This is a genomic window from Sinobaca qinghaiensis, from assembly GCF_003610495.1.
Taxonomy (GTDB): Bacteria; Bacillota; Bacilli; order Bacillales; family Marinococcaceae; genus Sinobaca; species Sinobaca qinghaiensis.
This window is the reverse complement of sequence record NZ_RAPK01000008.1, coordinates 444,836-466,759: the sequence shown is the minus strand read 5'-3', so window position 1 is coordinate 466,759 and position 21,924 is coordinate 444,836. Positions and strand designations below refer to the sequence as shown.

The 21,924-nt window shown below is 44.0% G+C and carries 21 protein-coding genes; 16 read left to right on the top strand and 5 right to left on the bottom strand.

Features of this window, described 5'->3' with window-relative positions; genetic code table 11:
• The first annotated feature begins 8 nt into the window (after positions 1-8).
• Positions 9-1,919: a hypothetical protein gene (locus tag ATL39_RS09640; protein WP_120193130.1), complete on the top strand. Its 1,911-nt coding sequence runs from the start codon at positions 9-11 to the stop codon at positions 1,917-1,919.
• Positions 1,920-2,451: 532 nt separating this feature from the next.
• A complete protein-coding gene (locus ATL39_RS09635) occupies positions 2,452-2,778 on the top strand; it encodes a hypothetical protein (protein WP_120193129.1) in 327 nt (108 codons plus the stop codon).
• A 47-nt stretch (positions 2,779-2,825) separates the two neighbouring features.
• On the opposite strand, the gene ATL39_RS09630 is transcribed toward ATL39_RS09635, so the two are convergent.
• Complete coding sequence (locus ATL39_RS09630) at positions 2,826-3,056, bottom strand: DUF2798 domain-containing protein (RefSeq protein ID WP_120193128.1); 231 nt, start codon at positions 3,054-3,056, stop codon at positions 2,826-2,828.
• 91 nt (positions 3,057-3,147) lie between these two features.
• A complete protein-coding gene (locus ATL39_RS09625; RefSeq protein WP_120193127.1) occupies positions 3,148-3,957 on the bottom strand; it encodes an SDR family oxidoreductase in 810 nt (269 codons plus the stop codon).
• Positions 3,958-4,110: 153 nt separating this feature from the next.
• Between ATL39_RS09625 and ATL39_RS09620 the strand changes: the two genes are divergently transcribed.
• From ATL39_RS09620 to arsD, 6 genes are all read left to right on the top strand, one after another.
• On the top strand, positions 4,111-5,337 hold the full coding sequence (locus ATL39_RS09620; RefSeq protein WP_245960965.1) for a YeeE/YedE family protein: 1,227 nt from the start codon (positions 4,111-4,113) through the stop codon (positions 5,335-5,337).
• A gap of 128 nt (positions 5,338-5,465) precedes the next feature.
• Positions 5,466-7,220, top strand: coding sequence for an arsenical pump-driving ATPase (gene arsA / locus ATL39_RS09615; RefSeq protein ID WP_120193126.1), 1,755 nt, complete (start codon positions 5,466-5,468; stop codon positions 7,218-7,220).
• Positions 7,221-7,235: 15 nt separating this feature from the next.
• Positions 7,236-7,586, top strand: coding sequence for an ArsR/SmtB family transcription factor (locus ATL39_RS09610; protein WP_120193125.1), 351 nt, complete (start codon positions 7,236-7,238; stop codon positions 7,584-7,586).
• Positions 7,587-7,607: 21 nt separating this feature from the next.
• Positions 7,608-8,903 carry an arsenic transporter gene (locus ATL39_RS09605; RefSeq protein ID WP_120193124.1) on the top strand — a complete coding sequence of 432 codons (1,296 nt, stop codon included), beginning with the start codon at positions 7,608-7,610 and terminating at the stop codon, positions 8,901-8,903.
• Positions 8,904-8,921: 18 nt separating this feature from the next.
• Positions 8,922-9,341, top strand: coding sequence for an arsenate reductase (thioredoxin) (gene arsC, locus ATL39_RS09600; protein WP_120193123.1), 420 nt, complete (start codon positions 8,922-8,924; stop codon positions 9,339-9,341).
• 18 nt (positions 9,342-9,359) lie between these two features.
• On the top strand, positions 9,360-9,716 hold the full coding sequence (arsD, locus tag ATL39_RS09595) for an arsenite efflux transporter metallochaperone ArsD (protein WP_120193122.1): 357 nt from the start codon (positions 9,360-9,362) through the stop codon (positions 9,714-9,716).
• Positions 9,717-9,752: 36 nt separating this feature from the next.
• Here the strand turns inward: arsD and ATL39_RS09590 are convergent, their stop codons facing one another.
• Entirely contained in the window at positions 9,753-11,009 is a 1,257-nt protein-coding gene (locus ATL39_RS09590; RefSeq protein ID WP_120193121.1) for a M20 family metallo-hydrolase, read from the bottom strand.
• Positions 11,010-11,360: 351 nt separating this feature from the next.
• Between ATL39_RS09590 and ATL39_RS09585 the strand changes: the two genes are divergently transcribed.
• Positions 11,361-12,134 (top strand): tyrosine-protein phosphatase, encoded by a 774-nt coding sequence (locus tag ATL39_RS09585; protein WP_120193120.1) that lies wholly within the window; start codon positions 11,361-11,363, stop codon positions 12,132-12,134.
• A 44-nt stretch (positions 12,135-12,178) separates the two neighbouring features.
• On the opposite strand, the gene ATL39_RS09580 is transcribed toward ATL39_RS09585, so the two are convergent.
• Complete coding sequence (locus tag ATL39_RS09580) at positions 12,179-13,279, bottom strand: acyltransferase family protein (protein ID WP_120193119.1); 1,101 nt, start codon at positions 13,277-13,279, stop codon at positions 12,179-12,181.
• Positions 13,280-13,416: 137 nt separating this feature from the next.
• Here ATL39_RS09580 and ATL39_RS09575 point away from each other — a divergent pair, with 137 nt between their 5' ends.
• Positions 13,417-13,848 (top strand): VOC family protein, encoded by a 432-nt coding sequence (locus tag ATL39_RS09575; protein WP_120193118.1) that lies wholly within the window; start codon positions 13,417-13,419, stop codon positions 13,846-13,848.
• A 119-nt stretch (positions 13,849-13,967) separates the two neighbouring features.
• Positions 13,968-15,299: an MATE family efflux transporter gene (locus ATL39_RS09570; protein WP_120193117.1), complete on the top strand. Its 1,332-nt coding sequence runs from the start codon at positions 13,968-13,970 to the stop codon at positions 15,297-15,299.
• A 17-nt stretch (positions 15,300-15,316) separates the two neighbouring features.
• Here the strand turns inward: ATL39_RS09570 and ATL39_RS09565 are convergent, their stop codons facing one another.
• Positions 15,317-16,537, bottom strand: coding sequence for a multidrug effflux MFS transporter (locus ATL39_RS09565; RefSeq protein ID WP_120193116.1), 1,221 nt, complete (start codon positions 16,535-16,537; stop codon positions 15,317-15,319).
• A gap of 166 nt (positions 16,538-16,703) precedes the next feature.
• Here ATL39_RS09565 and ATL39_RS09560 point away from each other — a divergent pair, with 166 nt between their 5' ends.
• The 5 genes from ATL39_RS09560 (at position 16,704) to ATL39_RS09540 (ending at position 21,917) form a co-directional block, all read left to right on the top strand.
• Positions 16,704-17,255, top strand: coding sequence for a hypothetical protein (locus tag ATL39_RS09560; protein WP_147419346.1), 552 nt, complete (start codon positions 16,704-16,706; stop codon positions 17,253-17,255).
• A gap of 84 nt (positions 17,256-17,339) precedes the next feature.
• Positions 17,340-17,597 carry a hypothetical protein gene (locus ATL39_RS09555; RefSeq protein WP_120193114.1) on the top strand — a complete coding sequence of 86 codons (258 nt, stop codon included), beginning with the start codon at positions 17,340-17,342 and terminating at the stop codon, positions 17,595-17,597.
• 172 nt (positions 17,598-17,769) lie between these two features.
• Positions 17,770-18,978, top strand: coding sequence for a transglutaminase-like domain-containing protein (locus ATL39_RS09550; RefSeq protein WP_120193113.1), 1,209 nt, complete (start codon positions 17,770-17,772; stop codon positions 18,976-18,978).
• Positions 18,979-19,237: 259 nt separating this feature from the next.
• Positions 19,238-20,857, top strand: a complete 1,620-nt coding sequence (gene abc-f, locus ATL39_RS09545) for a ribosomal protection-like ABC-F family protein (protein WP_120193112.1) — start codon at positions 19,238-19,240, stop codon at positions 20,855-20,857.
• A gap of 133 nt (positions 20,858-20,990) precedes the next feature.
• Positions 20,991-21,917 carry a peptidoglycan-binding protein gene (locus tag ATL39_RS09540; protein ID WP_170146891.1) on the top strand — a complete coding sequence of 309 codons (927 nt, stop codon included), beginning with the start codon at positions 20,991-20,993 and terminating at the stop codon, positions 21,915-21,917.
• Positions 21,918-21,924 lie beyond the last annotated feature (7 nt).

The window sequence follows — 21,924 nt, the reverse complement described above, 5'->3', positions numbered from 1 at the left end:
ATGATTTCATGGAAAAAATATTTAAATGGATATTTATATTTTGGTATTCATTAAGAGCATGCTTAATGAATTTGAAAAAAGAGATTACTAATTATTATGCTTATTACTTTATTTTAATTATATTGAGCTTTATAGCAATTTTAACAATAATAATTGATGGATGTTTTGAATTGAATTACCCAATTAACAATGAATATTTGATAGAAAACAATACAAGATTTTCTTTTTTTAAAGAAATAAACGAATTTATAAACAGAGCTTTTATATTTTCAATTCCAATAGTTGCAGCATTTTTTTACTTTACATATAGAGAGCAAATAAGTTTATCTGCTAGAAGAGAAAATAGTTTTCACCTCACTATGTTTATGACTTGCACACCAACTGTATTAATTTATGGAAATATAATTTCTTTTTTGTTAAATCAATATGCTAACACTCAAGGAGAATTACACACAGCGACATCCACTGTTATTAATATTTGGATTATATTAATATTTTGTACCCTGTATTACTTTTATAAAATAGTGAGTAATTCTCTAAATAGCATTCACGAAAAAAAAGCTTTCGATAAATACATGAAGCAAATATCTAAAGATAAAAAAAGTTTGTATTATTGTGCCAATAAGTTAAAATCTATTTTTTTTGAATCTATGAATAGTAACTTAGAGTCAGCTTTTCAAAATATTAACTTCTCACTAGAAAATCATTTAAATGATCTATTATTAGAACAAAGGCAAGAATGGGAGAAACATATAAATTCAATAATGGGGGAAGAGCCAGAACATTTACTAGAAACTTTATTTATACGAGGTAAAAAGAAAAAGGTGGATGAAAAAAATATATACTTAAGCCAATATTATAAAGAAAATCCGGAGAATACTAGAATTTTATATTCCGCTATACTAAGGTTTCACTTAAAAATATCTTATAATGTATTACGTTTGGAAAATCATTTTTCTAGTAAAAACCCTCTAAACGCAGTAAATTTATTAAAACCAACAATAGTTCCAAATTTATATAAAACCTATTTTAAAAATTTAGAAGAGCTTTGTATAAATGCTTACAATAACAAAGAGTTTCCTTTTGAATTAATGCTATATACCATTAATGATATATCGAAAGAAAATATAAATGAGATAAATGGTAGAGTAGCAATGAGTTATACAGGACCTATATTACTTCATCAAACCTTATTAAAAGAAGCTGTAGAGGATGGGAATGTGAACAAGGTAACTGTTATCACTTATTCGCTAACAAAGCCAATTTTAAATGATGAAAATATACAAGTTAAAGAGAATACATTTAATAAAGAAATTGAACTATTCATGAGTAGGGCTATACGAAAAAGCCAAAAAGATACTTTCAAAGAAATCCCTATGGAAATAAAAAATCTTATTTTGTTTGTTTTATTACAATCATTAATGAAATCAATTGAAATAGGACAATATGGTGTATCAGGACAAATAGTAAAGAGGATAACAACAGATTTTACTGGAAGTAGTATTAATAGCCAGCTTATAAATTTTAAAAAAAATAAAGGATTATTTAACAGCTCCTTTACAAATGAAATACAATCTAGCGATATAGAAGATCTAGATACAATTTTTAATTTTAGTGAGCAATCTTTTGATTACTGTTTTAAAAAACTTAATTTTTTAATTTATGCCCAAGAATTATACATTAAAGAAATGAATATAGAATTTACTGAATTTAATAATGATCTCACATTTGTAGAAATTGACCTAATAGATAAAGATCAATTAAATTATATATATAATAAAATAATATCTGTAGGACCAAAATATGGAATGTTGAGTTTAAAAGAAGATTTTTTAAAAAAATATTTTGGATACAAAAGAGATAAAAAAAGTTTTATTTCAACATTAGCTAACTATTTTCTCGATAAGGAATCTCATTAAACAATTTTGCAGCAAGCAGAAAAATCTGCGCCTTTTTATAAGAGGATAGCGTTAATGTGCAAGTCATTCTAAACTAAGCTACAATAAAGCTATCTTAAAAGTATTGATATGAAGAAGCCCTCCGTTTAATGGAGGGGTTTCTTATGAATAAGAAGCTTTGGTTTGGGTACGGATTGGGTACGGATTGGGTACGGATTCAGACAATCTACATATAAACAAGCTAACTGGATAAACCAGGGAACACGGGGAGCCCTATTCTATCAACGTTAGATCATTTAAACTGTATCAGTGCTAAGAGGTTGCTGAAAATGGTAAGGATGAGGTCACCGGTTCAAATCCGGTAGGAAGCTCCATTACACAAACATTTAACCTCTTGGGATGGTATAATCATTCAAGAGGTTTTTATTGTATATGGAGTTATCCAAGCTGGTTTAAGATTATTCAGCAGGGAAGCCAAATGAAAGCTCTTATAGGAGTCATCATCTTCTTATGAGGAATCGAAACTATGAATCAACAGAAGGAGAAGATAGCTATGGAAGCAAAAACGTATGAACGAGACGAATTAGTAGGATATCCAACGGCACCGACTTTATCTCAAACGAGAGTACTGCGTATTGATAAAGAGGAGGAGCTGGTGATGTTGGTCGAAATCACGCTCGCCGCCTGCTTTGATATGGGATTTGACCCCGTCGATGGCGAAGAGCATATCCATGATTTCCTTTGGGACCAGGGTCTTGCATTTATAGACAATGAAAAGCCGAAAGAGCAGAAGCGGCTTGTTATTGCTTCGATTGATATCAAAAAAGGCCGTGTGAATAGTAAATATTCTGATATGCTGAAATCATTTGATATCGTTTAACGGTCCAGTAAAGAGCAAAGGCATCCTCCAACTAGAGAGGATGCCTTTTATTTGCTGGTAAACTCAATACGGCTCATCAGCTTCCGAATGCCGCGCGGCAGAAAATAAGCGAGTGGGAATGCCACGATAAATGCAAGCAGCCAGGAGCGGAGCCATAAAGGAAACCATGCCTGAAAGCCGTTGTTAACCAAAAGCATAATAAGCGAAATGAGACCGGACATCCCAAAAGCCATTAAAAACGTGAAGATCAGGTGTTCATATCGTTTATTGATTTTCATGTGGTTTCTCCTTTTACTGAAGTCTCGTGACACAGTATACTATAGAAATAAAAAAAGATATAAAAGAATGTTTTGAATAACCGCCTCGTTTTCAGGAAAACATCTGCTGCACTTTCTGGAAGTAGGCCTCCGCCCCTTCCCGCTCTTTCAAAGCAATAAACTCCTCGGCGTCTTCTCCAATAACGTAACGAAGCTGATTGCTTTCGTCTATCGCTGCCTGATAAATTTCCTGCGCTGCAATTTCAGGGGGGAACCCTCCGCTCGACAGCTGTTTCATTTTCTGCAGCAGATCGCGGCTGTAGGTTTTATAATCTTCCAGGCTGTCGTCTTCAAAAAAAGCCATAGATCTGCCACTGAAGTCGGTCAGCACGACGCCCGGCTCGATTAGTTTCACCCGGATGCCCTGGGAATTTAACTCAAATGCCAGCGATTCTGTAAATCCTTCGACGGCAAATTTCGTGGCATGGTAAAGAGAGGTAATCGGAAGCACAACACGGCCCCCTGCCGATGTTACATTCATAATCAGGCCGTCCTGCTGCGAACGGAAATGGGGCAGGAGCGCTTTAGTGACATCCATTAACCCAAATACATTCACGTCAAACTGACGACGGATCTCGCGGTCGTCAGCCGCCTCAAATATGCCGGTCGATCCATAGCCTGCATTATTTAAAAGAACATCTATTGTACCGAATTTTAGCAGGGCATCTTGTACGGCCTGCGTTATCGTTTCCTTTTTCTCAACATCAAGACAGAACAGCTTGATAGAAGGATACTTCTGCAGCTCCTCTTCCTTTTCCGGAGAACGCATTGTCGCAGCTACGTTCCAGCCTTTTTCCGCAAAGTAAACGGCCGTTGCTTTTCCAATCCCTGATGATGCTCCTGTTATAAAAATCGTCTTCATTATTTTTTCTCTCCTTTGGGAATAAAACGTGTCTCCACTATAATTCCCTTTTCATGTAAAAACTCCTTTTCCAATTCAGCTGATAATTGTTATAAGCCTTCTAAAAAAGGGTAAGAAGGTTAGTTAGGTATACTGTAATAAAGGGGGGATTATGTGTCACAGGAAGAGAAAAAGAAACCATCTTCATCGGGGATTGAATTGAAGGATCCGCAGAATATATTAACAATAATCGGACTCGCTGCGGCACTTGTACTTACATACTTTGCTTATTTTTATTCCGGCTGGTCGCTTGTATTGTTGTTTTGGATCGGAACAGGGATAGGATTTACATTGTTTCATGCTCGGTTTGGATTTTCTGCGGTCTACCGGGAAATTGTCGAGAGCGGCAATACACAGATGCTGCGCGCCCATATGCTTATGCTGGCGATCGCAGCTACGCTGTTCATGCCCATTTTTATGTTTGATCTTGGATGGTTTAATGCTACTCCTCAGGGAGCGGTATCTGCTCTTAGTGTTGGGCTTGTGGTCGGATCGTTTATATTTGGGTTCGGCATGGAGATGGGAAGCGGGATGGCACCTTCTTCTTTATACAAAGCAGAAGGCGGCCGGTCCGCTATGATGTGCACCCTCCTTGGATTTCTAACGGGGGCTGTACTCAGCGCTTCCCATTTTGGATTTTGGAATGACACCCTTCCTTCCGGGCCGGATATCTCGCTTGCCGCTGATACTGGACTCGGGTATGTGGGTGCCTGGCTGCTATCGCTGGCTGTCTTTGCAGTGGTAGCGGCTGGATCCTACATGTACAAGAAAAGAAAAAGGCCGCCCGTGCTCCCTGCTCTTCCGGCCGCGGTCGGGTGGAGAAAAATATTTTTCGGCTCGTGGCCTTTGTGGGTCGGAGCGCTTTTGCTGGCCGTATTAAATGCGGCGGCCCTGATGGTTCAGGGGGAGCCATGGAAGCTGACGGCTGCTTTTATTTTATGGGGATCCCAATTGGTGGAATTAACGGGCATAAATGTAGAGCAGTGGTCGTACTGGGTCGCTCAGGACCGTCTGGCTGCACTGCGGCAGACGATATTTATGGATGGCACCAGTGTGCTGAATCTGGGAGTTATTACGGGCACGTTTCTAACGATGACGATCGGAGGACTTGTGCGTTTTGAGCGGATTCCTCTGCGGATTGTGCTCGTCGCTCTAGGAGGCGGCCTGCTGATGGGATATGGAGCCGGCATTTCCTTTGGAGCAAACGTTGGATCTTATTTCAGCGGTATTGCTTCTTTCAGTCTGCACGCCTGGATATGGACATGTTTCGCGGTGCTGGGCGTTTACAGTGCCTACTTTTTGGAAAAGAAACTGCAGCTCACGCAGTCGAATAAAAAATAATAAAAGAAGTGTAAACAGGAGGAGACCCGGTGGTTTTCTCCTGTTTTTTCTATACAGCCGCTGTTGACACACAAATTTTCTTCTATTAGTATATAAGCAAATAGTTATATACTGATGGAGTGATATTAGTGGAACGATTACAGGCAGAAAGTCTAGGCAGCACCCGCTATTTATTTTTTACCGGCAAAGGCGGCGTAGGCAAAACAACGACAGCCTGCGCTATCGGTACCTCTTTAGCGGACAGCGGGAAAAATGTGCTGCTCGTAAGTACCGATCCTGCTTCGAATCTGCAGGATGTGTTTGAGCAGGAAATCGGTCAGACAGCTACAGCCATTGCTTCTGTATCAGGACTGCATGCGATCAATCTCGATCCGGAAGAGGCCGCTGAAACATACCGGAATTCAGTAGTCGGTCCGTACCGGGGGCTTCTCCCGGAAGATGCTATTGCCAATATGGAAGAGCAGCTTTCCGGAGCCTGCACAACAGAAATTGCTGCGTTTGACGAATTCTCGCACCTGCTTACCGATAAGCCGGTTGCAGAAACCTATGACTTTGTTTTGTTTGATACCGCACCAACCGGCCATACGCTGCGTCTCCTGCAGCTGCCGCTCGCCTGGTCTTCTTTCCTGGAAACAAGCGATCACGGTGCTTCCTGCCTTGGGCCGCTTTCGGGACTCGAGGCGAAGAAAGAACTGTACCAGGAAGCTCTTCATACATTATCGGATCGGGAACAAACGTCACTCATTCTGGTGGCCAGACCGGACACCTCCTCCTTAAAAGAAGCGGAAAGGGCAGGACACGAGCTTCAGGAGATTGGAATTGTGAACCAGACGCTTATCGTGAACGGATTGTTTGAGCGCAGCACAGAAGACGAAACGGCCGTGCAGCTCGAACAGGGCCAGCAGAAAGCTCTAGAGGCAATGCCGGCATTTTTCACAGATAAACAGCGTTATTACCTTCCGCTCTTTGGGTTTCATTTAACCGGGATGGACTCTTTGCGTCGTCTTTGGGAAGAGGAAACCATACCGCCGGCAGACGCTGAAAAAGAACGGCCGCCTCTTGAGCTCCCTTCCCTGTCTACCATTGTGGAAAAACTGGCACCGCTTGAAAAGGGTGTTTTTATGACGATGGGAAAAGGCGGGGTCGGCAAAACAACCGTAGCCGCTTCCGTAGCGATGGGGCTGGTGAAAAAAGGACTGCGTGTCCATTTAACAACGACGGATCCGGCCAATCATTTATCCTATGCCGGGCTTACGCCAGAGATGAAAGACAAATTAAAAATCAGCAGTATTGATCCAAAACAGGTGGTGGCTGATTATAAAAACAAAGTGCTGGCTGATGTAAAACAAGAGTTGTCAGAAGAAGAATTAGCCTATATTAAAGAAGATCTGGAATCGCCGTGTACCGAAGAAATAGCTGTCTTTCAGGCATTTGCCGAAGTAGTAGAGCAGGCGGATGATGAATTTGTCATTATTGATACAGCGCCGACCGGCCATACGCTTTTGCTGCTTGACTCCGCAGGCTCTTATGAAAAAGAGGTGGAAAGAAGCAGCGGCTCTGTTAATAAAGCAGTCAGCCATCTTCTGCCGAGGCTTCGGAATCCGCTGGAAACCTTTGTAGCCGTCGTGACGCTTCCGGAAGCAACACCTGTGCTCGAAGCAGAAAGGCTTCAGGAAGACCTCAAGCGGGCTTCCATTCAGCCGCAATGGTGGGTTATTAATCAAAGCCTGTATGGCTCCGGTACAAAAGATCCCGTGCTGCAGGGACGCAGCGCGTCGGAATACAAGTGGATTCATAAAGTGAACACCGAACTCGCAGAACGAGCCGTCCTGATTCCCTGGAAACCAGCCGGTGCCGCAGCAGCTTCTATACAGAGTGTTTAGAAAGGGGAAGAATTTATGGAAACAAAAAACCTGTTGGAAATAGAACGAACCGCCGTTATTTTGAAACTCATGGGCGATAAGACAAGACTGACGATGCTTCGTCTTCTTGCCGACCATGACTGCTGTGTGTGTGAATTTGTAGAAATTTTTGAGATGAGCCAGCCTTCTGTGAGCCAGCATGTCCGCAAAATGAAAGACGTCGGCATGGTAAAAGAACACCGCAGAGGCCAGTGGATTGTATATTCGTTAAATTCTTCATTTGAAGGATATGATTTAGTGAAGGATATGCTTGAATACGTTCCTGATCAAAATCACCATTTAGAAGAACTCATTGCAGCAGGCAAACGCATCAGCTGCTGCGAATAATATCAGGGAGTGTTTGAGACGATGGAAGTATGGCTTGCGAGTATTATCTTTCTTGTTACGCTGACGCTGGTTATCTGGCAGCCGAAAGGATTGGGAATTGGCTGGTCGGCGTGCGGGGGAGCTATTATTGCTTTATTGATCGGGATTGTTTCTTTTCAGGATGTACAGGATGTCACCGGCATCGTATGGAACGCCACATTAACGTTTGTTGCTCTTATTATCATTTCACTTATTTTAGACGAAATAGGATTTTTCGAATGGTCCGCGCTTCATATGGCACGGCTTGCTAAAGGCAGCGGGCTGCGCATGTTTATTTACATTATGCTTCTCGGTTCTGTAGTGGCTGCTTTATTTGCCAATGACGGAGCTGCCTTGATTCTAACGCCAATTGTACTGGCAATGGTTCGTAATCTTCACTTTAAAGAAAAAATGATTATGCCTTTTATTATGGCAAGCGGATTTATTGCAGATGCCACATCCCTGCCGCTGATCGTAAGTAACCTGGTGAATATTGTATCGGCGGACGTATTTGGTATCGGGTTTGTAGAGTACGCGACCCGGATGATCGTTCCAAACTTCTTCAGTCTGGGAGCCAGTATTCTTGTTCTCTGGATTTATTTTAGAAAAGATCTGCCGGAGCGTTATGAAGTAGCTGATTTGAAGCGGCCGGCAGATGCAGTAAAAGACGCAAAAATGTTTCGGCTTTCCTGGCTGATTCTCGGCCTGCTGCTGATTGGTTATTTTGGAAGTGAGTTTCTGGAAATTCCGGTATCTCTTATTGCCGGCGTGATTGCGATTGTATTTCTTCTCGTGGCAAGAAAAAGCGAAGCTGTTAATACAGTAACCGTCGTAAAGGGAGCCCCGTGGGCGATTGTATTCTTTTCGATTGGTATGTATGTGGTCGTTTACGGCCTTCGTAATGCCGGTCTGACCGGTGTTCTTGCCGAGGGAATTCAGTGGACAGCAGAACACGGCATGTTTGCGGCGACGATTAGCATGGGCTTTATCGCAGCCATATTGTCATCGGTCATGAACAACATGCCGACAGTACTTATTAATGCGCTTGCGATACAGGAGACGGCCACCTCAGCGAATATTCGGGAAGCGCTGATTTATGCCAATGTTATTGGGTCGGATTTAGGTCCGAAAATCACGCCGATCGGTTCTTTAGCTACGCTCTTGTGGCTTCATGTATTAAAGCAGAAAGGCTTTAAAATCAGCTGGGGCTACTACTTCAAAGTTGGAATTATACTAACCATTCCGACCTTGCTTATTACGTTGATCGGCCTTTATTTATGGCTGGCCCTTATTTTATAATTGAAGGAGAGAAAAAAAGTGGAAAAAAAGACATTATATTTTCTATGTACAGGTAATTCATGCCGGAGCCAGATGGCAGAAGGCTGGGGAAAAGAACTGCTCGGCAGTGAATGGGAGGTAAAAAGTGCAGGAATTGAAGCGCACGGCCTAAATCCCAATGCGGTAAAAGCTATGAACGAAGTGAACATTGATATTTCCGGACAGACGTCTGATATGATTGATACGACCGTGTTAAACAACGCAGATCTTGTTGTAACCTTATGCGGGGACGCAGCGGACCGCTGTCCGATGACACCACCTCATGTGAAGCGCGAACACTGGGGATTTGATGATCCGGCCAAAGCGACGGGAACAGAAGAAGAAAAATGGCAGTTTTTCCAGCGGGTACGCGATGAAATTGGCGGCCGTCTGCAGACATTTGCTGATACTGGAAAATAAAAGAGAGGAGATGGTATCATGACATCGATAAAAATGTATGATCCTTCTATGTGCTGCTCTACAGGAGTGTGCGGGCCGACAACCGATCCGGAGCTGACAAGAGTTGCCACAGCTCTTTATATGCTGCAGGATAAAGCGGAGATTGAGCGGTACAACTTGAGCGCGGAGCCGCAGGCTTTTATCGAAAACAAGGACGTGCAGCAGATTCTTCAAAAAGAAGGCGTAGATGCTCTGCCTCTTACATTTGTTGGCAATGAGTGCCGCCTTAAAGGCAGGTATCCGTCCAACGCCGAACTGGCGGAGTGGACAGATACAGTGCCGGAAGCATTAAAAGAAAAGAAGTCAGGCTTTACCATTGACCTCATGCAAAAATAAAAAAGAAAGGTGCCGGAGAAAATCCGGCATCTTTCTTTATGTCTGAAGCATACGTTTCACCGTTCGATAGTATAATTCGGTGCCGGCGGCAATGTCCTCATCCGTACTGAATTCCGCCGGATTGTGGCTGATGCCGTTTTCGGAGCGTACAAAGATCATTCCGTAGTCACATACCTGGGAAATGGGGAGAGCGTCATGAAAGGGGCCGCTCATGAGGTGTGGAATGCCCGCCGCTCCCATATTAGAAGCTTCCTCTTTCATATAATCCATGATCCAGTCCGCGCAGTAACGGGGATCGCTTCTCGTATCCTCCTGCAGGTCAAGCTCAAGGCCCCGCCGTGTGCATATTGCCTGAAGTTCTTCCATCAGTTTTTTTTCACAGGCATTGCGGCGGTCCAGGTCGATGTCGCGCAGATCAATAGTGAAGGAGACGGATTCTGGAATAATATTGCGTGAATTTGGAAAAATGGTCATGTTTCCAACGGTTCCAACCGTTGGCGCTGGAGAATGTTCGGATACAATGGCATGCAGAGCCGTCACAGCTTCCGAGGCGCCAAGAAGGGCATCTTTTCGCAGGTGCATGGGCACAGAGCCTGCGTGTCCGGCGAATCCGGTAAGCGTAGCCGTGAGCCAGAGAGGGCCGGAAATGCCGGTGACAATGCCAATTGGTTCGTTTTTTTCTTCCAAAACAGGTCCCTGTTCGATGTGCATCTCAAGATAAGCGCGAATAGAACCCGGTGGATAAACAGAAGAGCTGAACTGAGACGGATCACAGTCCATGCGGAGCAGAGCCTCCCGGCGTGATATTCCATTTTCATCGGTGCGCTCCAGTTCTTCTTCGGTTACTTCACCTAAAATACCGCGGGAGCCAAACAATCCTTTATTAAAACGGGCACCCTCCTCATCAGCGAACGCGATGACTTCCACAGGATGGGAAGGTGTCATGCCATCTTCCATCAATGTCTGCACACTTTCCAACGCCCCAAGCACGCCGATTGGCCCGTCAAACCGGCCGCCGTAGGGCTGGCTGTCAATATGGGAGCCCAGCAGAAGCACGGGAGCCTGGGGATCTGTTCCTTCCCAGCGTCCAATCAGATTGCCGAAATGATCTATTCTTGCTTCAAGACCGGCATCTTCCATCCACGATTTTACCAGTTCCATGCCCTCCACATCTTCTGGAGAATGAGCCAGACGGCGTACGCCGGTTTCCTGAATTTTTCCAATTTGTGAAAGGGTATGAATACGGTTTGTTAATCGTTTATTGTTAGTATGATACGAACTGTTCACTGTCATGTGATCCCTCATTTCTATAGGCTGAAAAAGGATATAGCGTAAATTTTACAGAATAAAGCCAGCAGAGACATTAGACATAATGTAACGAAATGTTTTGAATTGTTTAACATATTGGAAAGGAATAAAAATATACAGGGTTTTACTCAGGGGAAGTGGAGAATTTATGATGATATAAGGTTCTTTACGCCATGCAGTTATTGCCGGAAGGATCTTTTTTTCTGAATCCGTTCTGCCATCCCTGATGGCTGCTAATCTGAAAAGAAAATAGTAAAAGGAGAAAATTTCTTCTATCTATGTTTCTGCTATAATGTAACGAGCGATGAATACTATGAAGTAAAGGAGTCAGCACCTATGATTGATCTGCATACCCACATTTTACATGGTATAGATGACGGACCGAAAACAATGGAGGATTCTGTTGCGCTGGCCCGCTCGGCGGTAGAGGCAGGCGTGGAATCTATAGTAGCCACCCCTCACCACCGGAACGGCATGTTTACGAACAGTGGAGATATGATCCGCAGCAAAGTCCAGGAACTAAATGACCTGCTCGAATACGAAGAAGTGCCGCTTGAAGTAAAGCCGGGACAGGAAATCCGTATTAATGGCGATATTCTGGATGAATTGAAAAAAGGAACTGCGCTTACCTTAAACGACAGCCGTTATTTATTAATTGAACTATCTTCGGTGGAAGTTCCTTCTTATTTGAAGCGTCTTTTTTATGATCTGCAGGTAGCAGGTTACATTCCGTTAATTGCCCATCCGGAACGGAACAAGACGTTTGTGTCGGAGCCTGGAAAGCTGTTTGATATCGTAACAAATGGAGCCATTACCCAGATTACCGCGGAGGCTCTTTCCGGAAAAGGGGGTAAAGCGTCCCAGCAGTTCTGTGAAACGCTGATTGAGCATAATCTGGCCCATATTATTTCTTCCGATGCGCACGGCGTGGACCACCGCCCGTTTGCTTTAGCAGAAGCCTATGCTCACATAGATGACGTATTCGGCCCGGAAGTAAGCAATATGTTTAAGGAAAACGCGGCCGCTATTTTTGATGACCAGCCGGTAGGACTTGATCAGCCGGAGCCATTTGAAAAAAAGAAAAAGAAAAAACGATTCGGCATATTTTAAAAAGAGACTCCGCCTGGACTGCAGGTCGGAGTCTTTTTTTGCATTTATTTAGCAGAGGTACGCGGCTGTTGAACACTGCGGTCCGTTAAAGGAGCCGGTTTTGTAATCAGTCTTTTTTTCAAATAGCTTGTCAGAGGACGTTCCATATAGGAGTAAACGAGACATCCTCCTGCTGAGGAGAGCAGGATAAAAAGAAGAGTAGTCACCCATCCTCCTAAAAGGTCGAACAAGGAAAAGGCAGCAAACAGTTCAGAAAATACATCCAGCAGGACAAGATGGGACAGGTAGATAGAAAACGCCGCTCTTCCCAGGTAATCCAGAGCCCGGGGAAGATAAATGTCTTTTCGAAGATCAATGGAACCCAGACCAAGGAGAAGCAGCACAGAAGCGGCTCCTGTTGTTAAGTCAAAAGCCAAAGGCAGCCATTCGTAATGATAGTTCGCCCAGGTGAGCGGAAACCCAGCCAGCCCGGCAGCCGTAAGCAGCCATCCAACCCCGGCTGGAAAAGGGGCACGGAGCAAAAGCCAGGCGCTGGCTATTCCAGCGGCAAACATGAGGTTATACTGGCTGAATGCAAAGTAAACAAGTTCCTGTTCACCTGGAACAAACCCGAGTGCATACAATAAAGACCCGGCCATCCAAATCACAAAGAACCCCTTGATGAGTCGCTGCTTTTTTAAAAACAGAAGGGCAAACACCGCATAAAACAACACCGTATGAATAAGAGACCACGCGACTAGAAGAATAGGATCCAGCGCCTGGCTGCTTGGCAGCAGAAGCAGCGAATACCATAATGTGGCGGCTTCCGTTTCATGTCCCACGCCAAAATGCGCAGGCAGAAGAATAACGACCATCAGCCATAAAAAAGATAAAATCCAGTACAACGGATAAATACGGATGAACCGCTGCAGTAAATAGGGACGAAGTTCTTCAGGATGGGCCAGTTTTTTATAATAAATATAAAACACCATAAACCCGGTTAATGTAAAAAAGTAGTTCACTCCGCCGGACAGCGGATAAACGGAAAGCCCCAGAAAATCAAAATCAAAGTAATACATAACGCTGGCGGCAGCATGAAACGTTACGACCATCAACGGGACTAAAGCGCGTGAAAATTGAATAAGAGCCAGTTTTTTTCGCGGCACCGGGTTCTCCTCCTGTATGAGTAAATGTATGTAAAAAACTGTACCACGATTTCCATTCTTAATAAAGAACAAAAATAAAAGCAGGAAGACTGATCGTAAAAAAAGAAAACAATACCATAAAGAAGGAGGGGAACAAAATGAACAGTATTCACTTAATTTGTCTGGGAGTGAGAAATATCGAAACCTCCCTGGCTTTTTACCGGGACGGTCTGGGTTTTGAAACAACAGCAGAAGGGCAGAAACCGGCTATAGTATTTTTTAATAATGGGGGATCCAGGCTGGAGCTTTTTCCATTGGAAAATCTACAAAAAGAAATCGGAGAAGCGGCGGACGTTACTTCAGAAGGATTTCCCCGTTTTACACTTGCTCATAATACAACTTCTAAAGAAGAGGTCGATGCTATGCTCAGCCGGGCGGAAGAGGCAGGAGCCATTGTTGTAAAAAAGGCAGTAGTACAGACTTGGGGAGGGTACAGCGGCTATTTTAAAGACCCGGATGGATTTATATGGGAAGTGGCCTACGGGGAAGACTGGGATTTTAATGAGCAGGGGATGCTGGTTATTCCTTAAAGCAGTAGAAGTTTAACAATTGACAAACGATGATGCGTACGATTTAATCAACACGACCCGCCGTTTTCTTTTGGTATGAAATGGTGTGTTCACAAAAGAAAATGGGAGAAGACCAATCAATGAAAAAAAGAACATACCAGGAAGGGACACACAGGCATTTTCTAGCGCTCGCCCTTCCTTTAACTCTGGCAACGATTACGACCCCGGTTCTTGGAGCGGTGGATACCGCAGTAGTAGGTTATCTGGATTCGCCCCATTATCTTGGCGGCGTAGCGGTTGCCGCTCTGATTTTTAATACGCTGTACTGGCTTTTTGGATTCCTGCGGGTCAGCACTTCGGGATTTACTGCCCAGGCGGCAGGGAGAAGCTCTGCTTTGGACATGAATATACTGTTTGCCCGTCCGCTGCTTCTGGCAGCTTTGATTGGTTCTCTGTTTATTCTATTTCAAATTCCTATCAAAGAGGCGGCTTTTGCGTTCATACAGCCTCCGGCCCAGGTGGCGGAGCAGGCAGAGGCCTACTTCAGCTTTCGTATATGGGGAGCGCCGTTTGCACTGATGCAGTATGTGGTTATCGGCTGGCTCGTAGGAAGTTCAAAAGTGAATATTGCGCTTCTGCTGCAGCTCGGAGCCAATATACTTAATATGGGGCTGGACATTTTGTTTGTGTTCTATATAGATATGGGAGCTGCAGGCGTCGGCCTTGCGACGCTGATTGCTGAAGTGACGGCTGCTGCAGTTGGTCTGAGCTATGTTTTATGGAAAATCCGTATGCCTTTTTCTTTCTTTCGCTCCGGCATCTTATGGAAAAAAGAACCACTGCTGCACATGCTGCGCGTGAACCGCGATTTATTTATTCGAACAATATGCCTGCTGGGTGTATTTGCCTGGTTTACTTCCTCTGGAGCTGCATTTGGGGAAGTTATCCTTGCAGCAAATGCGATTTTATTTCAAATCCATTTTATTATGACCTACTTTTTTGACGGTCTTTCAAATGCCGGCAGTATTACTTCCGGCCGGGCCATAGGGCGTCAGGATAAATTACTGCTGCACCGGGCTGTGAAAATAGGAATGGGATGGTCTGCTGCAATTGCCGTTGTTATAACTATGGTGATGCTGGCTGCCGGACCTTTCATAGTTGGGTGGTTTACCTCTATCGATGAAGTTCAGGCAGCGGCGGTGGAATACAGCAGCTGGATCATATGGTTCCCAGCCGCCGGATTTGCCGGCCTGCAGCTGTACGGCATTTTTATTGGAGCGACGCAGACGGCTCCAGTCCGAAATTCACTTATTTATTCGATGATAGTCTTTTTTGTAGTACTCGGGATAGCGAAGCCTATTTTAGGAAATGATGGACTGTGGCTGGCTTTTATTTTATTTTCCCTGTCGCGTTCCCTCGTATTAACAGCATATGTACCAAGACTTTTGAGATTTTCTATTAAAAAAGCATAAAAAAGAACCTTTCCCTTTTAAGAGGGGGAAGGTTCCTGGTTGTCTGATTTTCTATCTCTAACGAGCAGTAAATAAGCAAGCAGAGCTAATCCGTCAGCGGTAAAGATAACAACTCCCATAGGGACAGCCGTATCTTCGCCGGCAATTCCTACCAAAGGAGCGGCTGCTGCCCCGAGAATAAAGGGAAGAAGGCCCAGCAGAGCCGAAGCGCTTCCGGCACGGTGTCCCTGCGTTTCCATTGCAAGCGAAAACGAGGTGGTAGCAATAATGCCGACACAGAATACAATAATAAAAATAGGAATAACAATTCCGATTAACGGAGCTTCTATTAATGTCATTACCAACAAAACGGTACTGGCTGCAAAAGTAAGGACAAGGCCTATGGAAAGCAGCTTTTTTTCGGGCACAATACCGGCAAGGCGGCCAACGACCTGCGTTCCAATAATTAAGCCGATACCGTTCATCCCGAACAGTAAGCTGAAGGTGGTAGGGGAGACTCCGTAAATTCCCTGATAAATAAACGGAGTACCCGACACATAGGCAAATATGCCGGCCATCTTAAATCCCTGCGCAAGAGAATATCCAGTAAAGGCCCGGTCTTTCATGAGCGATCCGAACGTCCGGATTGTCTGGCCGATGTTGCTCTTAGACCGGCTTTCGACAGGAAGCGTTTCCGGCAGGCCCCAGACGACTGTTGCAAACATGATTATTGATACGGCACTTAATACGATAAAAATACCATTCCATATTGTAAATTCCAGAATGATGCCTCCGAAGACGGGAGCTAAAATAGGAGCCAGTCCGTTCACAAGCATCAAGAGAGCAAAAAACTTTGTTAATTCTTTTCCCTGGAATAAATCGCGTACGATGGCCCGGGAGATAACAATTCCTGCTGAAGCGGCAAAGCCCTGGATAAACCGGCAGATGATAAGCACCCAAATAGTAGGGGCGACAGCACAGAGGATGGAAGCCACAAAAAAAGCAGCTAAAGCTCCCAAAAGAGGTCCTTTTCTGCCGCGTACATCGCTCATAGGTCCCATCACGAGCTGTCCTACAGCCAGGCCGAGAAGACAGGCCGTCAGGCTAAGCTGTACGAGGGAGGCGCTTGTCTGCAGATCATCAGATATAGATGGAAAGCTTGGAAGATACATATCAATCGTCAGCGGACCAAAAGCCGCAAGGGAACCTAGAACGGCAGCCATCCACAGACGACGTTTAGGAGACAAAACATCAGCCATAAAAACGCCTTCTTTCTTTCAATATAAGTTTCCATTAAATGTATACAGCAATCCTTTTATTGTAACGTAAAAATGAAAAAAGAAAAGAGTTTGCTATTCCTTCTGAAACCGCCGGCAATTCTTGTTATAATGTAGAAAGATAGAGAGAGTCAAAGGAGGTTATTTCTTGTTGATGTGGGAAGGAATGATATTAGCAGGAATAATACCTCTTCTACTAATTGTCCTGCTGCTGGTCCTGCTGGCAAAACAATTTGGAGGGACCATTACGACCTATGTAACGGATACACATTTTGATTACACAAACTTAGAGAGCGGCCGGCTCGTTCCGGCGGAGCCGGAAACAGCTACAAGGCTGACCGTTACTTTAATTGTTCAGGCTTATAACAGTGCCTCTTCTACCAGGGCTGTTCATAACAGGCATATTGCCGTAAAGGATAAAGCCGGCTCCTTAGTCCGCATTGAACTGCTTGAGCAAAAGCAGATTGAGCGGAATGGGGAAAAACAGGAAGTAAAAGAGCCGGTAGACATTATTAATATGCCGCCCGGGCATATGCAGGAGTGGCGGCTTGAAGGGGTTATGCTGTCCAATCAGCCGAATTTAAAAACACCTGTAGCTGCGTTTACTGACGTAACAAGCTTTGTGTTTGCTTATGATGTCCAGAAAAAGAAAGCAGGGCAGACAAAAAAAGTAACAAAGTCTCTGCAGCATGAATCATGAAAAAATGTGTAAAATGTAACAGGTGGAAGGAATTAGCGTCTTAATAGAGAAATCTTTTTTAAAGCAGAAAGAGGAGGAATAGTGATGAGTTACGTAAAAAATGATCCAGAAACCGAGCAGTTTATTCAATCACTTGAGGAACCGCAGAGAGAAATCTATTTATTCATGCGTAAGGAATACGATATTCTGACAGAACAGGGTGAACATTTCGACGAAGCTAAAAATGATGAATATGTAGAACAAAAAGCAAGCGAACATTTTGATATCTCTTCAGAAGAAGCAGGAAATGTTTTTGCCAAGACTGAATCACAGATCCGTTCCTTCCAAAATTATAAAATTTAGCCTGGTCTTTTTGGTCTTATCCTTATATGTATATAATACAGTCCTCCGTTTCCGGGGGACCTTTTTGTATGCCCGGTACCTTGATACATACTAACTCTTGAGTTTTAACATGAATTGGTTATTATATGGAAAATAAGGGGAATGTAAAAGTATACCGGAAAGGAGCAGAGGAATGCCTATACTGGAAAAATCAGTCGTTCTGGATTACACCTACAAAAATAGACAGCAGGACCCTTTGTCCCTCTGGCTGGCTGTACCGCCGCAGATGGCCTGCCAGCGGGTCAAAAAAGTAATTTATTCCACAGAACCACAGGAACTTTCGGAGTATTTGGGACAGGAACTCGCCTACTATCAGCTGGAACCGGGAGAGACTATTAACGTAAGTGCGGAAATGGATTTATATTCCTCCTCTCTTGAAGAAGACGAAGCTCCTGAAACCCTGTCACCGGCAGAAAAACAGTTTTATTTACGAAATACTTACTTAAGCCCGGTTAATGAAGCGATGCGGGAAAAAGCGGAAGAAATATCGAAGAACGCAGAAAATCCTATAGATAAACTGCAGTGTCTGTTTGAACATATATACAATACGTATACATATCATTTTCCGCCGGAAAAGCGGGGTGCTTCTTTCTTTTTAAAAGAAGGAAAAGGAGACTGCGGGGAGTTTTCATTTCTTTTCTGCTCTTATGCCCGGGCGCTTGGAATTCCCTGTCGTTCAGTAATCGGGGCATTTATGAAAAAATTCCAGCCTCATGTCTGGAACGAATGCTATATAGAAGAATATGGCTGGGTTCCTATAGATACGAGCGTGGCTGCTTCTTTAAAAAAGAACGACAGCTTATTAAGACATCCACTTCAGCGGGGAGAAAGTACCGGAGTGTTAAATTATTTTGGAGAATTTTCCGGGCGCCGCGTTGTTTTCTGTCTGGATGCAGAATGGCCGCTTTCTCCAGAGTATAACGATACCAAAGCCCCGGCAGGCTATCCGCTCAGTACGTTTGGAAAAGAGAATTTTGCCTATGGCTTTCAGAGTCTTTCAGGATCGGCTCCTTATCTCCAGCCTATTTATACAAAATTCAAAGACATGCCTTCCCCGGGAAAAATTACTGACGTCCTGGGTACTTGGAACGTCCGTGATGACAGCCTGTATCTGCAGAGCCTGTTATTTATTAAACAAACTTCTTATTACTTGTTTATTGCGGCCATGCTTGCCAATATCGCAGCTGTTTTCTTTATGGATGCTTCTTATTTTCTAACGGCGGGATATATACTGGCCGCCTCAGGACTGGGTGCTTCCATATTAAGAAAAGAGTATAACGGCGTGATTGTACTGGGGTTTATTGTTTCCTTAGTCCTTGTTGTCTTGTATTTAATTATATAAGTGCCGTTGACAAAAACAGGGCGCCCGCCTTATGCTGAAACTAGAATTTATTCAACGGAAAGAGAGGTACCCTGCCAATGAAGCAGTAATCCTGATCAAAAGACGTGCCTATCATAATTAATGAAAAGCAGTTAACGTCTAGACAGGATTAGTTTGTCTTCATAGAGGTGCCTCCATGCAACACATATCTTCCTTATGGGAAACGTGTGCCTTTTTGACAACGGCTGATCCTCTCTAGATTATCTAGGGAGGTTTTTTTATGTTAACAGCAGAAATAATAAATGTGGAAAAAAGTTATGGTGCCAGAAAAATGGTACGAACAGCAAATCTCAAAATATATGATAACAGCCGAATCGGCATTGTTGGAAAGAATGGAAGCGGGAAATCAACATTTCTTCACTTAATCGCGGGCTGGGAAAAGCCGGATAAGGGTACGGTGAATCTGTGGGAGGAGCCGACTGTTATCCCGCAGATGGAGCATTCAGAATCAGTTTTCCTGCCAAAGAAAGACAGAAGTATCTGGGGAGTCCCTGGTCCGGAACAAATGAAAGGAAGTGGAGGAGAGGAAACAAGAAAAAAAATTGCGCAGGCTTTTTCGACAGATACCCGTTTTTTATTAGCAGATGAACCGACGAGCCATTTAGATATTAGTGGAATAAAGCAGCTTGAAAAAAATCTGCAGAGTTTTAAGGGAGGTATCGTATTAATTTCCCATGATGAAATGCTTCTGAATGCCGTCTGCACGGTGATATGGGAAATGGAAAACGGAATTATTAAAGAATATACGGGAAATTATAGTGCCTATCAAAAGCAGAAACAAAAAGAAAAAGAGCTGCAGGAAAAAGAATACGAAAGCTACAAAAAAGAAAAAAAGAGACTTGAAACAGCAGCCGAAGCGAAAGAAAAGCTGTCCCGCCAGCTGAAAAAAGCACCCAGCCGGATGGGTAACTCAGAAGCCCGCCTGCATAAACGAAGTGTCGGCCGCCAAAAAGCGAAATTAAGCCGGGCAGGAAAATCAGTGGAAAAGCGGATTACTCAGCTGGATAAGAAAGAAAAGCCGTTTAAACACGGCACTTTGAGCTTTGAGCAGCAGCCTTTTACACCATTGTATGGAAAATCTGCTGTCTTTTTAGAAGAGGGCCGCGTTTTTCGGAAAGGGCGTCTGCTGTTTCATATACAACCTGCAAATATAACACCGGGTACCAAACTTGCTGTTATCGGCCCGAACGGGTGCGGGAAGACCACATTTCTTCAGAAAATATATCAAGGAGAAAAAGGAATACAAACGGCAAAGCCGGCTGTAATTGGTTACTTTGATCAGCAGATTTCCCACCTTGATCTTAAAAAGACAGTTCTGGCTAACATGCAGGAGTTCAGCCCTTATACAGAAATATTTATTCGAACAGTACTGGCGGGTCTTCAATTCAAAGAAGAAAAAGTGCATCAGCCTGTATCCTCTTTGAGCGGAGGAGAGCAGGTGAAGGTGGCGTTAATAAAAGTTATGCTGGAGCCTGCCAATATACTGCTTCTTGACGAACCGACCAACTATTTGGATATAGAAGCAAAAGAAGCGTTAAAGAAGTTAATTCAAACGTATCCGGGGACAATTATATTTGTTACACATGATAGAGAGTTTATAGAAAGTACGGCAACCCATATAATGCAGATTAAAGCAGGTGAAGCCGAAATCAATAAACGCTTAAGGGAGGAAACGGCTCCCGCCATAGAGAAAGATGAAAGACTCTTGGCTGTACTTGAAATGAAGATAACGGAAATACTAAGCCGTCTGGGAAGTGCAGAAGGAGAGGAAAAAATAAAACTGGACCGGGAATTTCAGGATTTAATAAATCAGAGAAACGAACGTAAAGAGCAGCCCTGAGCTGCTCTTTTTTCTAGTACGATAACTCTCTCCTCCTTATTAAAAAAATAACAATATATAAATAGTGGTTGTAAAAAAATTCCCAGGCTCCCTTTAGAGATGGTAAGCCTAAAAAACTCAGGAGGCGATGAGGTTGTACAGAAATTTAACTCAGCTTGTAGATGTAAGAGGACAGGTCAAAAGAAATGGATCGTTTGCTTCCAGATCGTGGACCCAAATTACAGGAATTGCCCGTCATCATTCCGCTACGACGTCAGGCGATGCTTTTTCTTTTGCCAATTACCACGTGAATACATTGGGCTGGCCGGGTATCGGGTATCACTTTGTGATTACAAAAGACGGCACGATTCAATGGGCAAACAGCATAGATCGTGTATCTTATCATGTCGGAAATAACAACACGCCTTTAATCGGTATCTGTCTGGTAGGAAACGGGTCTTTTACGGCCGCTCAGGAGCAGTCCTATTTTGATCTGGTTACGGCCCTTCGCAGCACCAGTGGCATTAATGTGGCTGTTTCGAACCTGCGCGGCCACAATGAATATCCAGGGCATGCTTCCAATGTCTGTCCGGGCATCAATATGGATGTAGTGCGCACTGCGATCGTAAAAGGGCATCCGGTAGGAAACCACGGCCATCCCGTTCTGCGCAGAGGAGACAGCGGGCCGGATGTTCTTGTACTGCAGAACGACCTGCTGGCTGCAGGAGAAAGTCTGCCTCAATTTGGGGCAGATGGTGGATTTGGGGCAGAAACCGAAGAAGCGGTGCGTTCGTTTCAACGAAGAATGGATCTTACTGTGGATGGGGTAGCAGGTTCGCAGACCTGGGAAGCACTCGACCGGGCCAAAGTGGAAGGGCGGCTTGTCGTTGTTACAGCGGCCTCGGTGAATGTCCGCTCCCGTCCTTCCTTTGCCGCAGATGCGGTAGCGGGGCAGGTCGTTCAAGGGGAAGCTTTTACCGTAGTGGAGATCGTATCTGTATCCGGCAGCTCTTCGGCGTTATACCGTCTGGTTTCCGGCCTGTATATCACGACAAATGAAAACTATGTAACACTGCGTTGAAAGGAGG

Coding starts and splice junctions, on each gene's coding strand:
- ATL39_RS09640 (WP_120193130.1), top strand. CDS start 9: ATGGAAAAAATATTTAAATGGATATTTATATTTTGGTATTCATTAAGA.
- ATL39_RS09635 (WP_120193129.1), top strand. CDS start 2,452: ATGGAAGCAAAAACGTATGAACGAGACGAATTAGTAGGATATCCAACG.
- ATL39_RS09630 (WP_120193128.1), bottom strand. CDS start 3,056: ATGAAAATCAATAAACGATATGAACACCTGATCTTCACGTTTTTAATG.
- ATL39_RS09625 (WP_120193127.1), bottom strand. CDS start 3,957: ATGAAGACGATTTTTATAACAGGAGCATCATCAGGGATTGGAAAAGCA.
- ATL39_RS09610 (WP_120193125.1), top strand. CDS start 7,236: ATGGAAACAAAAAACCTGTTGGAAATAGAACGAACCGCCGTTATTTTG.
- ATL39_RS09605 (WP_120193124.1), top strand. CDS start 7,608: ATGGAAGTATGGCTTGCGAGTATTATCTTTCTTGTTACGCTGACGCTG.
- arsD (WP_120193122.1), top strand. CDS start 9,360: ATGACATCGATAAAAATGTATGATCCTTCTATGTGCTGCTCTACAGGA.
- ATL39_RS09590 (WP_120193121.1), bottom strand. CDS start 11,009: ATGACAGTGAACAGTTCGTATCATACTAACAATAAACGATTAACAAAC.
- ATL39_RS09585 (WP_120193120.1), top strand. CDS start 11,361: ATGATTGATCTGCATACCCACATTTTACATGGTATAGATGACGGACCG.
- ATL39_RS09575 (WP_120193118.1), top strand. CDS start 13,417: ATGAACAGTATTCACTTAATTTGTCTGGGAGTGAGAAATATCGAAACC.
- ATL39_RS09570 (WP_120193117.1), top strand. CDS start 13,968: ATGAAAAAAAGAACATACCAGGAAGGGACACACAGGCATTTTCTAGCG.
- ATL39_RS09565 (WP_120193116.1), bottom strand. CDS start 16,537: ATGGCTGATGTTTTGTCTCCTAAACGTCGTCTGTGGATGGCTGCCGTT.
- ATL39_RS09555 (WP_120193114.1), top strand. CDS start 17,340: ATGAGTTACGTAAAAAATGATCCAGAAACCGAGCAGTTTATTCAATCA.
- ATL39_RS09550 (WP_120193113.1), top strand. CDS start 17,770: ATGCCTATACTGGAAAAATCAGTCGTTCTGGATTACACCTACAAAAAT.
- abc-f (WP_120193112.1), top strand. CDS start 19,238: ATGTTAACAGCAGAAATAATAAATGTGGAAAAAAGTTATGGTGCCAGA.